This is a genomic window from Campylobacter taeniopygiae, from assembly GCF_005406225.1.
GTDB lineage: Bacteria > Campylobacterota > Campylobacteria > Campylobacterales > Campylobacteraceae > Campylobacter_D > Campylobacter_D taeniopygiae.
The window spans coordinates 1-13,692 of sequence record NZ_NXLY01000012.1; the positions used below are offsets into that span (position 1 = coordinate 1).

Below are 13,692 nucleotides of genomic sequence, written 5' to 3' on the forward strand. Positions count from 1 at the left end.
CCACTTGATAAATTTATTCAGAATATAGATTTAAGGAAGCTAAATGCCAATTAAGACAACAAATTTAAGCTATGAGGGGTTTAAAACCTACAAATAAAACTAATTTCTATTTAAAGGAATATCCATGCAAAAGTTTTTAATAATTTTAGGATTGTGTTTAATGTTAGGTATTGGTGCTAATGCCCAATCTCCAAGTGAAGCTAAACCTAGTTTTGATTGTGCTAAAGCAAAAAGCAATGTTGAAAAGATGATATGCAATGATAAAAGCGGGAATTTACAAAATTTAGATCGCTATATGGCTGAAGTCTATACACAATTAACAAAAGAGTTAAAAGTCTCTAAGTTTCCCGATAAGGAGCAAAGACTAAAAGATCTTTTAGATTCACAAAGGGCATTTATTAAAAAATTAAATAAAATTGATAGAGCTGATTTTATACAATATTCTCATAATGAAGAAGATGCCTATGAAGAACGCTCTGATTTTATACAACATTCTTATGAAAACCGCATTACTGACTTGCTTAAACTTCTAGGTAAAGTGCTAGATTCTAATAACAAAGAATTATGCGAATATGCAAGACAGCATGATGAATTTGATGAGAGCAAATGGCAAGAACTTCCTCCTTCTATTAATCCTCCCTTTAGTATAGGCCTTTGTGCTTTTGGATCAAATATTAAATATGGCGTTTTTTATAGTTATTGCACAAAAAAGAGAGAGATTAAAAAAGAAGCAGAAGCAGATATCCTAGACTTAAAAGGCTATCCTTACATTTATAAAAGAAAAATTGATATTAACAATGATGGGGTATTAGATGATGTAGTTCTTTCAATAGGAAACTATTTTGGTGCACTTGCAATATATAAAAATGGTAAGCTAGATGCAAAAGCAAGTGATAAAATCTATGGGGATGATTTGCATTTTCATGGAGAAAAGACTGAAGAAGAAGTTTGTTTAGAAAATGAAGTGCCTTGCTTCGCATTTCAAACATATGCCATGCCAAGCAATAAAATTTCAGGAATACCAGAACAACCAGAATTTAATCCCGAGTTTCCTATACTAACCCGTTTAAACTATGATGTTATGGAATTTAAAGGAAAAAATTATATTGCCCTTTATAATCGCAGATTTGATGATTTTTATAAAGAAGAGAATACTACTTATCCAAAAAGACGCATTTATCTTTTAAAAGGCGATAAAAGAGAATTAAAATGCACTTATTAAAAAGAATAATTACAAAAAGGAGTTTTATGCAAAAGTTTTTAACGGTTTTAGGATTATATTTAATTTTAGGCATTAGTGCTAATGCAGAAACCAACAATAAGGCTAACTCCACTCATGCAACACATTTAAACAAATGGCTTGGAACTTATACATTACAAGAAAATCTTTATATGGGGAGCTTTATAATACAAAAGTGTGATAAGTTTAATATTTGCGAAGCTAGGTATAAAGCTATCCTCCATAAAAGTGAATTTAATGATATGCACGAATGCGAGATAACTTTGAAATTACAGATAAAATCTCCACAAGAAGCTATAGCTTTAAATGATGATAAAGACTTTGCAAATTGTAAAATTTATATTAGGAAAAATCAACAAGGTATTATATTTACAAGGGATGAGAAAGCATTTGATTCGCCTGACTTTTTTTGTAGCACAATGTGTGGCAACCAAACGATATTTGAGTGGGAAGATGTCTATAAAAAGGAAATACAATAATGCTTTATGATATTAAAGAATTAAATGAAAATGATTATAAAAAAGAATGTGCAAAGCTTCTTATTGCTTTTGAAAATTCAAATTATAGACATATATATTATTTAAGGAGAATATATGAATAATAAAATAGTCATATTGATATTATGCTTAATGTAAATACTTTTTGCAAACCAAAGCACGCGAGAATGGAGTGGTGTATATGGTTTTTCTGAAAATATAGATTCGCAAAATATAGATTTATCAAAAAGTAGGCAACAAATTTTTCGCTTTTTAAAGTGTAACAATGAAATTTGCTTAACTGAATATGAATCTTTGTATAAATATTCTACTTGCAAAATACATAAATATGATAAATTATTGCATTTAAAAATACTTTCTCCAAATCAAGCAATTTTATATTTAAAAATCAAAGATAAAAATAATGCAGAAAAAATGTGCAAAGTACTTTTGCAAAGAACACAAAAAGGTTTTAGAGCAAAAAATCCTTTGAATGCAATAGAATCTTGTAATATAAGTTTATCTATTTTTGAACCTTGTGGCGCAGGGACTAATCCAGATTGGACTATGGAGTTTATAAAGGAATAAAATGAACATTAAAGCTCTAGATGATGAAACCAATGCTTTTTTTAGGAGTTTTGATTTGCAATCTTGAAATAGATGCAAAAAAACTTTTTGCTTCAAGCTCCTTTGATGGGATCTTTTAAATAAATCTTTTGCCAATCTTTAAATTCAAGCAAAGTAGATCTCTTTCCTGTGTGAAATTCAGGATCTAAATAATTAGGTTTGTAAGATTTTTTATAAGCGGAGTTATCAACTATATTGACTGCTTCTAAGAGTGCTTTAGTATATTCTTGGGTGTATTTACCAGTGGGTTTTTCTCTTTTATCGAATAAAAATTCATTGGTTTTTGTATTGAGTCTTATACCAACTCCATTAGGTGCATAAACCATTTTAATATCTTTATCGTTCATATCCTCTCCTTTGCAAGCACTTAAACTAAAAATAAGTAAGGTAGTTAAAAATATTTTTTTCATTTGAGGACCTTTCGATATAAAATTACACATCTAATTTATGAGATATAAAATCTTTTTGGTATATAAAACTTGTTATACTGTGTGAATTATTATCATATTTTATAAGGTTTTCTAAGGCTTTTATAAAACTTTTAGGAGCTTTGATAAATAAACTTTTATTTTCAAGTTTTAATTCTTTAAAGGATAATTTTTTATTTTTATTATAATAAAGGCTAGGATTTAAAAAATATTCTTTTAAAAGTTCATAGTCTTTATAAATAAAAGCTTCTTTGCAAATTTGATTTAAATTAATATCTAGCTTAATATAGCTTTTTAAATCCTCTAAAGAGCTTAACTTTATATCATTAAAACAAACTTCATTTGTTAAAGACAAATCCATAAAATTTTGTTTTAGAAGTATATATCCACCAAAGCCTAAAAGTGCTATTTGATTTAAATTCTTTAAAGCTTTTCTTCTATCTAAATTAATACTTTGCATTTTTAATCCTCTGTGTTTTCATTATTATTTTTATTAGGATCTATACCATAGCCTTCTAATCCTTTACTAAAATCTATTGGTAAATCCAGTATTTCTTTGGGAAAGACATAAGGCCTTGCGGAAGGATAACCATAAATAAGTTTGGAGTAGATTTGGGTACCTATATAATAAAAAACATCTTCTTCTATTGGTACGAATTTTAAAAGTCCTAATAAAGAAACCAACATCTCCCATACTGTTAAATAATATTCTTTAATACTCTCTTTAGTGGCATCACTATCTCTTGGATCTTTAATTCTTCCTTGTGATACCAATCTTGAAATACCTGGATAAACTATGGTTCCACCATAGCCCAAAGAAATCAGAGAACCATAATCAATAATATATTCAGGTTTAAACCTCTCATCAAAATAAGGATCAAGTCCATTGATAAGTTTTCTTTGTTCTTGATGAGTGGTTAAAAGTTGTGCTTGTAAAGGATTTTTTCTCATCATTCTTAAGCCATTTTTATAATTAGAAATTAGAGTTTCTAAAGCTTCTTTGCTTCCTAAAGCAATGGCGCACCTTAAAGAGGCATTATAAGGGATCAAAGCATAATCTAATACTTCTCTAGTTAAGCCTGAAGGAGCATAAAATTGTGCTGCTTTAAAAAAGGCAATAGGACTTTGATATTTAATAGCAGCCGCTAAGTAAAGCTCAGCCCCTAAAAGATCTCTATCATTTCTTTGTGCTTCTTCATCGATAGCTTCCCACACCACACATTCTAGTGCATAGTTATAGCAATCCTTTGCTTCTTCCCTGATTAAACCTAAAATAGAACTTGTAAGTTCTTTATGATAAAAACGACTTGTATCATCACTCCATTTATAAAGTGCATAATAATGATAAGCATTTTCTGGGATATTGTGATTTAATAAATCTTTAGTGATTTTTACACTTTCTCTAATATCATCAAATACTCCCTCATAATCACTTGATTTTGCTTTTTTAAATAAAAGTTTAGCTAAATTCACCCCTGCTTCTAAATTTCCACTTTTATAAGCAATTCTAAAAAAATGCAGTATATTTTCACTTGTTGTTTTATCAAGCCTACTAAAAACTTTATCCTTATTTTTATTTAATAATGCTTTTGCTTTTTCAAAGCTTTCTTTTCCACTTTCTTGACTTCTTGTAGAATACTCATAAGCTTTATAATCTACATTAACATAAGGGAATAAAACAGATTTTAATTCTGATTTTTTGACTATCATTTTTCTTTGTTCGTTTAAAGAAAGACTTTCAAAAAGTTCTTTTTCTTCTTTAGTCCATACTATACCATTACTAGAAGCTTGTTTGTAGGAAGTGATGGTTTTGTGCATCTCTTTTAGCCAAGCTTCTTTATCTGAATCGTATTTTGTAAAATTTAAAGCATCTTTTGCATGTTTTTCATCAAATTTTTTCCAAAAGTCTAGTTCCTTTTGTTTAAATATCACACCTTTCATTGTTTATCCTTTTCATCTAGATGAGTATGAGATGAATGCATGAGGGATGTAAAATTCATTGGATCGATATAAATTGTTACAAAATACTTCATTTATAAAATCCTCCACCAAGATGAAACAAAGTATAAGTCAATGCAATATAAACAAAATAAAATAAAAAAGTATATAATAATCTTTTTTGTAAAAAATAAAATACAACACAAAGGGCTATGCATAAAATCAAAATAAAATAAATATTAATTTCAAAAATAAAATAACAATAGCTTATTATCAAATTTAGTGTTATTGGAATTAAATTTTTTATATTAAAAAATTTATTATAAAAATAATCCACATAAAAATAAATAAAAAAAGTGATTTGTGAAAACAAAAGCAAGAGATTTTAAAAAACTCTCAAAAGTAAGAAATTTAAAGCCCTCAAAAGATATTGCTCTAACATTTGCAATTAAAATCAATAAAAATAAGATATAAGTAAAAATTATACTACAAACAAACCAAGCAATTTGACCACTTATTATACTATCTAAACCTTTGCTTTCTAGTTTTGATTTTAATTTAGAATAAATAGGAATTTGCAAATTTACTCCTAAAATACAAGTAAAATATTAATTTAACAAAATACATCTAAATCCTGCATTAAACCTTCTTTTATAAAAAATAATTATTGAAAAAAATAAAATAATATTATTTTAATTATATTTAATTTTCTATAAACAATTCTTTTTAATAAATCTATTGTGCATTTTAAAAAATAATAAATTTATTATGGTATTGAAAAATATGTTAAAATATTTTTTGTAAAAACAATCAAGGATTAAAAATGCAAAAAAAATCTTTTTTGAAAATCAATGGTATTCTACCCTTTTTGCTTGTAGCTTTTATCAATGCTTTTGTTGATTTGGGGCATAAAATTATTATTCAAAATACTATTTATAAAATTTATGAAGAAGATACCCAACTTTTATTAACAGCCATTGTTAATGCACTTATACTACTCCCTTTTATATTAATGCTTTCCCCTTCGGGATTTTTAGCGGATAAATATCCTAAAAACTGGATTATGAAAATTTCAGCTGGCTTTAGTGTGATTTTAACCATTATTATTTGTGCTTGTTATTATAATGGAGCTTTTTGGACTGCCTTTGTTTTTACGTTTATTTTAGGAATTCAAGCAGCGCTTTATTCTCCTAGCAAATACGGCTTTATAAAAGAACTAGTAGGAAAAGATTTTCTTGCTATGGGAAATGGTGCGGTTAATGCTGTTAGTATAGTTGCTATTTTAGCTGGAATGGCTGTATTTTCATTGAGTTTTGAAAATCTCTATCAGCCTACAAGTAGCAATGATCCTTCGGATGTTTTAAAACAAGTAGCTCCTTTAGGATTTGTACTTATATTTTTTTCATTGGTGGAATTTTACCTAGCTTGTCGCTTACCGGAATTAAAAACCGAAGATAAAGAATTGAAATTCAATAAAAAAGAATATCTTAGTGCCCAATTATTGATTAAAAATTTAAAGCTTATTTTTAAAAATAAGATCATTTGGTTGTGCATTGTTGGAATTTCTATATTTTGGGCTATTTCTCAACTTTATCTTGTTACTTTTCCTGTTTTTAGCAAAAATGAACTTTTAATCGATAATACCTTTTTTGTACAAATTTCTTTAGGATTTTCTGGCATAGGCGTGATTTTAGGTTCTTTAATGGCTGGAAAATTTTCTAAAAATTATATAGAATTAGGACTCATTCCTTTAGGTGCAATAGGTGTTTTTGCTATCACTTTATGTATCCCCTATTTTACAAGCTTGATCACTTATAGTTTTTTATTCTTTTTATTTGGTTTTTGTGGGGCAATGTTTATCATACCTTTAAATTCACTTATACAATTTCACGCCAAAGAAAATGAGCTTGGAAAAATTTTAGCTGGAAATAATTTTATACAAAATATAACCATGTTAGCCTTTCTTGTTTTGGCTACTTTATTTGCAAATTTAAAGCTTGATGTGATTTATCTTTTTTATTTTATTATGTTTGTTTCACTTTTAGGCGCACTTTATGTTATATATAAACTCCCATTTTCTCTCATAAGAATTCTTTTAAATATTGCATTTTTAGGAAGATATCGTTTGCTTGTGGAAGGATTTGAAAATATCCCTGAAAAAGGAGGCGCCCTACTTTTAGGCAATCATATCTCTTTTATAGATTGGGCCATTGTGCAAATGGCTATACCAAGAAAAGTTTATTTTGTAATGGAAAGAAGCATTTATTCTAAATGGTATATTAAATTCTTTTTGGATAAATTTGGTGTAATCCCTGTTTCAAGCGGAGGAAGTAAAGCTAGTTTAGAACTGATCGCAGAATATATTAAAAATGGCAATCTTGTTTGCTTATTTCCTGAAGGTGTATTATCAAGACATGGGCAATTAAACGAATTTAGAGCCGGATTTGAACACGTTTGTTCTAATTTAGAGGAAAATGATGGAATTATCTTACCTTTTTATATAAGAGGACTTTGGGGAAGCTCTTTTTCTAGGAGTGATGAAGAATTTTCTGCTAGAAATAAAACTTTAAGCAAAAGAAATGTAGCTATAGCCTTTGGTAAAGCAATGTCTTTGCATTCAAAAAAAGATGAAGTCAAGGCTAAGGTTTTTGAGCTTTCTTTTATGGCTTGGAAATCTCAATGTGAAGCTATGCATACTATCGCTAGATTATGGATTGATAATGCAAAAAGAAATCTTAACGATATAGCTATTATAGATACTATAGCCGGTGCGATCACTTATAGAAAAATGCTTAGTCTTAGTTTGATTTTAAGTGCTTTCATAAAAGAAAATACTCAAAAATTAAATATCCAAACTCAAAGAGGAAGCTACGCACCTAAAGAAGAATGCGTGGGTGTTTTACTTCCCGCATCCTTTGCAAGTTCTTTAGTCAATCTTTCAGTGTTAATTGCTCAAAAAGTTGTTGTCAATCTTAATTTTACAGCTGGAGAAAAGGCTTTAAAAGCTGCCGTAGAAAACGCACAAATTTCACAAATTTATACCTCAAGAAAATTCTTGGAAAAATTAGAAAATAAAGGCTTAAAATTAAATTTTGATGAAAATATTCATCTGATTTTTATGGAAGATATTGTGGATAATTTCAAAAAACAAAAAGCTAAAATCTTAAGAACAATGCTAATGGTAAGTATTTTACCATCTTGTATTTTAAAAGCTATATTCACTCCTTCTAAAAACAATCTCGCCATAGCGGCTATACTTTTTAGTAGTGGTAGCGAAGGCGCACCAAAAGGCATCATGCTTAATAATAGAAATATTTTAAGCAATATTGCTCAAATTTCTGATGTTTTATGCACAAGAAATAGCGATGTTATACTTTCATCCCTACCACCTTTTCACGCTTTTGGCTTAACCGTTACGACATTTTTACCTTTACTTGAAGGGATTAAAAGTGTCACTTTTGCAGATCCAACCGATGCTCTAGGTGTAGCTAAAGCCATAGCTAAAAACAATGTAACCATCATGTGTGGAACATCTACATTTTTAGGAATTTATGCAAGAAATAAAAAATTAGATGCTTTAATGTTTGAAAGTTTAAGAATTGTAGTATCAGGAGCTGAAAAACTCAAAAATGAAGTTAGAAGTGCTTTTGAAATGAAATTTAAAAAAACTATTTTCGAAGGATATGGAGCTACTGAAACCACGCCTGTAGCAAGTGTAAATCTTCCAAATCGTTTTGATACGAATTATTGGATCATACATCGTGCAAACAAAGAAGGAAGTGTGGGCATGCCTTTACCAGGAACAGCGATTAGAATCGTTGATCCAAATACTTATGAAAACCTTAAAACAAATGAAGACGGACTCATACTCATAGGTGGTCATCAAGTTATGGTGGGTTATCTTAACAATAAAGAAAAAACCGATGAAGTGATTAAGGAAATTGATGGCATTAGGTGGTACAATACAGGCGATAAAGGGCATCTTGACGAAGAGGGCTTCTTGTATATTGTTGATCGCTATTCTCGTTTTGCAAAAATCGGTGGTGAAATGATTTCTCTTGGAACTTTAGAAGAAGAAATAGCTAAATTTATAAATACTGATGTGGTTAAATTCTGTGCCGTAGCTTTAGAAGATGAAAAAAAAGGAGAGCAAATCGCTTTACTTATTGAATGTGATGATGAATTTTTTGAAGGAATTTGTGAAGCGATTAAAAATTCTAACATGCCTGCCATCTTTAAACCAAGTCGCTATTTTAAAGTAGAAAAAATTCCTCTGCTTGGTTCTGGAAAAGTAGATCTAAAAGGAGCTAAAGAATTAGCGAAAAGTTTGATTTAAAAAAACTTATTAATAAAGAGAAATTTATTATTCTCTTTATTTCTTACTTTCATAATAAATACTCTTTCATCTTAAAATCAATCTAATTTTTTTATTTTTTTGATAAAATATTTAAAATTTACAAACAAAGGAAAAAAATGATACAAGATCTAGATATGCAACTTTTAGATGCAATAGAAGAATTAAGAAAGGCATCAATAACAGAATTAAGGGCTAAAAGAGAGAAGGTTTTAAATCTTTTTGATCAAGGCGCAATAATACCACAACAAGTTATTGATGATCTAGGAAAAAAATTCGGTAATAAAAAAAATGCAAAAAATAACGATGAGTATAACCGCTACCATATACTTCTTAATCTTAGTAAAGCAGAAGATAAATCGAAATTTTTAAATGAAAATTGCAAATACACACCAAAATCAAAACCCGAATTAAAAAAACTCATCAAAGATATAAATGTTTATTTAGGCGATCTTGATACGAGTAAAATTAAAAGTTTTAAAGATTTGTTTAGAGGGAATAAACGTAAAGATTTTAGTGGTATAGAAACTTGGGATGTGAGTAAGGTTACAGATATGGAAGGTTGTTTTTCAGGAGCTATATATTTTAACCATGATATCAGTAATTGGGATGTGAGTAAGGTTACAAATATGAAGTTTATGTTTGAACGCGCAAAAAGTTTTAATCAACCTTTAGATTCTTGGGATGTGAGTAAGGTTACAAATATGAGTTGGATGTTTAAAGAAGCACACAATTTTAATCAATCTTTGGATTCTTGGGATGTGAGCAAGGTTACAAATATGTATGAAATGTTTGAACGCGCAAAAAGTTTTAATCAACCTTTAGATTCTTGGGGTGATAAAATAGATTTTAAAAAAGTAGATCTCTATTGTATATTTCTAGGAACAAAAATACTTAAAGACAAACAATACCCAAAATGGTTTATTGAAATAAATAAAGATGGGAAATATCAACCAAAAAATAAAGTTTCCTTGGAACATTTAATCCTAGATCTTAACATCAATCTTGGAGAAATTGACACTAGCTTGATAACTGACATGAGTCGTATTTTTCGAGGAATATATAATCTTTTCGATAATAAACCTATTTATGATTTTAGCGGTATAGAAACTTGGGATGTGAGCAAGGTAACGGATATGAGTGGGATGTTTGCTGGTAATTTTATCTATGAGGAACTAGAACTTAATGTGGATCTTAGTAGTTGGGATGTGAGTAAGGTAACGGATATGAGTGGGATGTTTCAAAGTTGTAAAAATTTTAAAGGTATAGAAACTTGGGATGTGAGTAATGTAAGAAATATGGAAGATATGTTTAAAAATTGTAAAGAATTTAATGCAGATATCAGTAAATGGGATGTGAGTAAGGTTACAGATATGAGTGGGATGTTTGATGGTTGTAAAGAATTTAATGCAGATATCAGTAAATGGGATGTGAGTAAGGTTACAGATATGAATTGGATGTTTGATGGTTGTAAAGAATTTAATGCAGATATCAGTAAATGGGATGTGAGTAATGTTGCAAAAATGAATTGGATGTTTGCTGGTTGTGAAGAATTTAATGCAGATATCAGTAAATGGGATGTGAGTAATGTAACGGATATGAATGGGATGTTTGCTGGTTGTGAAGAATTTAATGCAGATATCAGTAAATGGGATGTGAGTAATGTAACGGATATGCGTACAATGTTTAAAGGTTGCGAAGAATTTAATGCAGATATCAGTAATTGGGATGTATGCAAGGTCAAAAAGATGGAAAATATGTTTGAGGGTTGCGAAAGCTTGAAAAAAGATCTTGGATTATGGAATCTTATCGCATTTAAATTTCGAATTGAGGATTAAATATAATAGTTTTGGTTAAATTAGCCAAAACTATATTTTCAATTTTTGTTTTATTTTAAACATATTTTCTTAAATTTCAAAAACTTAAGCCACAAAAAAAATAATTAAAATAACTATAAAATAATAAAGTTTTTACTATGAATTTTTATCATTATTTTGAAAATTTCTAAAAAAACATTTTATTTTAAGTATTTTTATTTAGTTTGATATATTCTTTAAGTTCATTTTCTTTTAATTCTTGAAGTTTTTCACCCAATGCTTTTCCAAAAAATCCAATATTTATAAGATCTTGCGTGACAATTTTACTCTCAAATTTATTTTTATGAAGTTTAAGTTTTTTGGCCTGCTCTACCCTTTTTTCATCCCAAAGACCTAGCCATTCTTTTAAAGGCATATCAAAAGCGATCTTTGCTAATTCAAAATCATTTACATCATTCAAATAAAAAGCTTGATTTGCTTTTTTAAAATATTCTTTTTTTAGTTTAGTTTTTTTAAAAAACACTTCTTTATCTAACTTAAAAAAATTAAGATACAGATATAAAAATAAAGCCTCATCTTTAATGATCTTTCTAGCTTCTTTAAGCAAATTTTGAAATTCTAAGCTTTTAAAATCACTTTCAAAGTTAAAAATTTCTTTTTCCAAATGAAGTTCTTGTAAGTATTTATATCCAACTTCAAGTTTTAAACTTTTAAAGAACTTATAAAGCTCAGTGTTGATTCTATCTTTACTAAGATCTTTAATATCCATATTTCGCATTAAATTTAAAGTTTCATTGGCTATTGCAAAATCAAATCTTGAAGCAAAAACAATGGCTCTTAAAATTCTCAAACTATCTTCTTGAAAACTTTGCTCATCAATGTGTCTTAAAATGCCATCTTTTAAATCTTGCAAGCCATTATAAAAATCTAAAAAATCTCCGCTAAAAATATTGATCATCAAAGCATTTATAGTAAAATCTCGTCTTTTTGCACCTAGTTTTTCATCATTGCAAATTTTTACTTCAAAGCCTGTATGTCCATAGGATATTTTATTTTCTGTTCTAGCGAGTGCTAAATCAAAATTGCGAAATTTATACACAAAAAAACTTTTGCCAAAGCCCTTTGCACCTAATTTTTGCATAATAGCATCAAATTGTTTTGCATCGATGTCGTAAATTTCAATATCATAATCAAAAAGTTCTAAACCCAAAAGCATATCTCTGACGCTACCACCTACTAAATAAGCTCTTTGGGTGTAAGGTTTTAAGAAATTTGCAATAAAAGCTAAATCGGAGTTATTTTTTAAGTCGATCTTCGATATTTGCAAGTAAAAACTCTAAAAAATTAGTTGTGAGATTAAGTCTTGATTCTAGATCCTCTTTTTTAACACTATTTAAGCCCTCAAAAAGAACTAAAATTCGCTCTCTGAGATTGCTAAAAAATATCTCTTCATTAAAGCTTTGAGGTTCTTGAGAAACAAAATGATAGTTTTCCTCTAAAGCATACGATAAATTTTCACTCTCCTTGCTTTGCATTGGAATTTCAATTTCTTGCTCTTTTATCGTAATAATTTCATCTTGCAAATCTTGAGGAATCTCTTCTACAACAGGTTCTTCATTTTTTTCATTAGTTTTTACGATGTCTTCTTCTTGCTGCTTTAAAATTTCACTTTGTCTTCTTTGCTCTTCCATGATGGAACTAACTTCACTGATTGTTTTTTTTGCTAAATCTTCTAAATTCATATTTTTACCAACCATCTTTTAAATTCATTGATTTCAGTATCGCTTTTCATATTAATAAAAAAATCAAGCATTTGAGCATTTAAATCTTTATGTTTGGATCTAAATCCACTAAGCCTGCGAACAGCATCAATAGCATTTTGATTACTAGGATCCTTTTTTAAAATATTTTTATAAATTTCTAAAGCTTCTTCCTTAAGTCCTTGTGCTTCATAAATAGACGCTTCAGTAATTGTATTTTTCATCAATTTTTCCTAGTAGTTTTTTATTTATTTTAGCAAAAAGCAATTTAACCTAGCCTTTAATCAAACATAATGCCAATTGCTAAAATAATAATGCAAAAAGCACTTATTTTATTTAATTTATTTAAATGTTTATTCATAAAAATTTTAAAAAAACTTCCACCTAAAGCATATAAATTTAATGAACAAAATTCAATCAATAAAATCATGCTAGTTAAAAACAGCACACTAGTATGAAATCTTAAAAATGAAGGCAATATCGATAAAATAAAAATCCAAGTTTTTGGATTTGTAATCGAAGTAATAAAACCTTGAAAAACTAGAGAAAATTTAGCCTTTTTGGTGATTTTAGTTTCATGAATTTTAGCATGAGATTTAATCAAATTAAAAGCCACATAAAAAAGATACAAGGCTCCAAATATTTTAAAAATTTTAAATAAATTGGCATGTTGAGAAATAAAATTTGCACCAAAAGCACAGCAAATAACAATAATAGCCAAGCCGAATAATTCCCCAATCATCATCCATAAAACATTTTTATAACCCAAAGAAAGGCCTAGAGAAAAAGCAAGGTTCATGCATAAACCTGGGAGTAAAGAAACACTCGCAAAAGTAAAGATAAATAACAAATAATCCATTTTATTGTTTTGTTTTAGAATCAAAAAGCTCTTCTATATACTTACTTCTTTCATCTTTCAAACTAGAATTCATTTCTTGTTTGATTTCCTTTTGTGTTTCGATTTTACTATTTTCATCACTAAAATATAAATAATCTATTCCAAAAATAACACCTACGATGATCAACAAAGGGATTAAAAATATCATTTTTCA

At 28.3% G+C, this 13,692-nt stretch carries 15 protein-coding genes; 6 read left to right on the plus strand and 9 right to left on the minus strand.

Features of this window, described 5'->3' with window-relative positions; translation table 11 throughout:
• Nucleotides 1–124 precede the first annotated feature (124 nt).
• From CQA75_RS06610 to CQA75_RS09415, 4 genes are all read left to right on the plus strand, one after another.
• Complete coding sequence (locus CQA75_RS06610; RefSeq protein ID WP_137624237.1) at nucleotides 125–1,222, plus strand: lysozyme inhibitor LprI family protein; 1,098 nt, start codon at nucleotides 125–127, stop codon at nucleotides 1,220–1,222.
• Nucleotides 1,223–1,248: 26 nt separating this feature from the next.
• Complete coding sequence (locus tag CQA75_RS06615; protein ID WP_246023776.1) at nucleotides 1,249–1,719, plus strand: hypothetical protein; 471 nt, start codon at nucleotides 1,249–1,251, stop codon at nucleotides 1,717–1,719.
• A complete protein-coding gene (locus tag CQA75_RS09485; RefSeq protein ID WP_281276531.1) occupies nucleotides 1,719–1,841 on the plus strand; it encodes a hypothetical protein in 123 nt (40 codons plus the stop codon). Before CQA75_RS06615 ends, CQA75_RS09485 begins: the two co-directional genes overlap by 1 nt.
• Nucleotides 1,842–2,076: 235 nt before the next feature.
• Nucleotides 2,077–2,304, plus strand: coding sequence for a hypothetical protein (locus CQA75_RS09415; protein WP_246023778.1), 228 nt, complete (start codon nucleotides 2,077–2,079; stop codon nucleotides 2,302–2,304).
• A gap of 92 nt (nucleotides 2,305–2,396) precedes the next feature.
• On the opposite strand, the gene CQA75_RS06625 is transcribed toward CQA75_RS09415, so the two are convergent.
• From CQA75_RS06625 to CQA75_RS06640, 4 genes are all read right to left on the minus strand, one after another.
• Nucleotides 2,397–2,753 carry a hypothetical protein gene (locus tag CQA75_RS06625; RefSeq protein WP_342772961.1) on the minus strand — a complete coding sequence of 119 codons (357 nt, stop codon included), beginning with the start codon at nucleotides 2,751–2,753 and terminating at the stop codon, nucleotides 2,397–2,399.
• A 22-nt stretch (nucleotides 2,754–2,775) separates the two neighbouring features.
• The gene (locus tag CQA75_RS06630) at nucleotides 2,776–3,231 is read right to left on the minus strand and encodes a hypothetical protein (protein WP_137624238.1); all 456 of its coding nucleotides are present in this window, start codon (nucleotides 3,229–3,231) and stop codon (nucleotides 2,776–2,778) included.
• A gap of 2 nt (nucleotides 3,232–3,233) precedes the next feature.
• Nucleotides 3,234–4,712 carry a hypothetical protein gene (locus CQA75_RS06635; RefSeq protein ID WP_137624239.1) on the minus strand — a complete coding sequence of 493 codons (1,479 nt, stop codon included), beginning with the start codon at nucleotides 4,710–4,712 and terminating at the stop codon, nucleotides 3,234–3,236.
• A 317-nt stretch (nucleotides 4,713–5,029) separates the two neighbouring features.
• The gene (locus CQA75_RS06640; RefSeq protein WP_137624240.1) at nucleotides 5,030–5,290 is read right to left on the minus strand and encodes a hypothetical protein; all 261 of its coding nucleotides are present in this window, start codon (nucleotides 5,288–5,290) and stop codon (nucleotides 5,030–5,032) included.
• 242 nt (nucleotides 5,291–5,532) lie between these two features.
• On the opposite strand from CQA75_RS06640, the gene CQA75_RS06645 reads away from it, so the two are divergent.
• Both CQA75_RS06645 and CQA75_RS06650 read left to right on the plus strand, forming a co-directional pair.
• On the plus strand, nucleotides 5,533–9,045 hold the full coding sequence (locus CQA75_RS06645; RefSeq protein WP_137624241.1) for an acyl-[ACP]--phospholipid O-acyltransferase: 3,513 nt from the start codon (nucleotides 5,533–5,535) through the stop codon (nucleotides 9,043–9,045).
• Nucleotides 9,046–9,182: 137 nt separating this feature from the next.
• Nucleotides 9,183–10,901 (plus strand): BspA family leucine-rich repeat surface protein, encoded by a 1,719-nt coding sequence (locus CQA75_RS06650; protein ID WP_137624242.1) that lies wholly within the window; start codon nucleotides 9,183–9,185, stop codon nucleotides 10,899–10,901.
• 184 nt (nucleotides 10,902–11,085) lie between these two features.
• Here the strand turns inward: CQA75_RS06650 and CQA75_RS06655 are convergent, their stop codons facing one another.
• From CQA75_RS06655 to CQA75_RS06675, 5 genes are read right to left on the minus strand one after another with little or no spacing between them, the layout of a single operon-like run.
• Nucleotides 11,086–12,207, minus strand: a complete 1,122-nt coding sequence (locus tag CQA75_RS06655; RefSeq protein WP_137624243.1) for a tRNA nucleotidyltransferase/poly(A) polymerase family protein — start codon at nucleotides 12,205–12,207, stop codon at nucleotides 11,086–11,088.
• Nucleotides 12,176–12,622: an effector protein CiaD gene (gene ciaD, locus CQA75_RS06660; RefSeq protein WP_137624244.1), complete on the minus strand. Its 447-nt coding sequence runs from the start codon at nucleotides 12,620–12,622 to the stop codon at nucleotides 12,176–12,178. The genes CQA75_RS06655 and ciaD overlap by 32 nt, the downstream gene beginning before the upstream one ends.
• Nucleotides 12,619–12,867, minus strand: a complete 249-nt coding sequence (locus CQA75_RS06665) for a tetratricopeptide repeat protein (RefSeq protein WP_137624245.1) — start codon at nucleotides 12,865–12,867, stop codon at nucleotides 12,619–12,621. Before CQA75_RS06665 ends, ciaD begins: the two co-directional genes overlap by 4 nt.
• Nucleotides 12,868–12,920: 53 nt before the next feature.
• Nucleotides 12,921–13,499, minus strand: coding sequence for a LysE family translocator (locus CQA75_RS06670; RefSeq protein WP_137624246.1), 579 nt, complete (start codon nucleotides 13,497–13,499; stop codon nucleotides 12,921–12,923).
• A 1-nt stretch (nucleotide 13,500) separates the two neighbouring features.
• Nucleotides 13,501–13,686: a hypothetical protein gene (locus CQA75_RS06675; protein ID WP_137624247.1), complete on the minus strand. Its 186-nt coding sequence runs from the start codon at nucleotides 13,684–13,686 to the stop codon at nucleotides 13,501–13,503.
• Nucleotides 13,687–13,692: the final 6 nt, after the last annotated feature.

Bases quoted from the DNA above. Each gene is read 5' to 3' on its own strand.
- CQA75_RS06630 (WP_137624238.1), bottom strand. From the start codon at position 3,231: ATGCAAAGTATTAATTTAGATAGAAGAAAAGCTTTAAAGAATTTAAAT.
- CQA75_RS06650 (WP_137624242.1), top strand. From the start codon at position 9,183: ATGATACAAGATCTAGATATGCAACTTTTAGATGCAATAGAAGAATTA.
- CQA75_RS06675 (WP_137624247.1), bottom strand. From the start codon at position 13,686: ATGATATTTTTAATCCCTTTGTTGATCATCGTAGGTGTTATTTTTGGA.
- CQA75_RS06635 (WP_137624239.1), bottom strand. From the start codon at position 4,712: ATGAAAGGTGTGATATTTAAACAAAAGGAACTAGACTTTTGGAAAAAA.
- CQA75_RS06610 (WP_137624237.1), top strand. From the start codon at position 125: ATGCAAAAGTTTTTAATAATTTTAGGATTGTGTTTAATGTTAGGTATT.
- ciaD (WP_137624244.1), bottom strand. From the start codon at position 12,622: ATGAATTTAGAAGATTTAGCAAAAAAAACAATCAGTGAAGTTAGTTCC.
- CQA75_RS06670 (WP_137624246.1), bottom strand. From the start codon at position 13,499: ATGGATTATTTGTTATTTATCTTTACTTTTGCGAGTGTTTCTTTACTC.
- CQA75_RS06625 (WP_342772961.1), bottom strand. From the start codon at position 2,753: ATGAAAAAAATATTTTTAACTACCTTACTTATTTTTAGTTTAAGTGCT.
- CQA75_RS06615 (WP_246023776.1), top strand. From the start codon at position 1,249: ATGCAAAAGTTTTTAACGGTTTTAGGATTATATTTAATTTTAGGCATT.
- CQA75_RS09485 (WP_281276531.1), top strand. From the start codon at position 1,719: ATGCTTTATGATATTAAAGAATTAAATGAAAATGATTATAAAAAAGAA.
- CQA75_RS06645 (WP_137624241.1), top strand. From the start codon at position 5,533: ATGCAAAAAAAATCTTTTTTGAAAATCAATGGTATTCTACCCTTTTTG.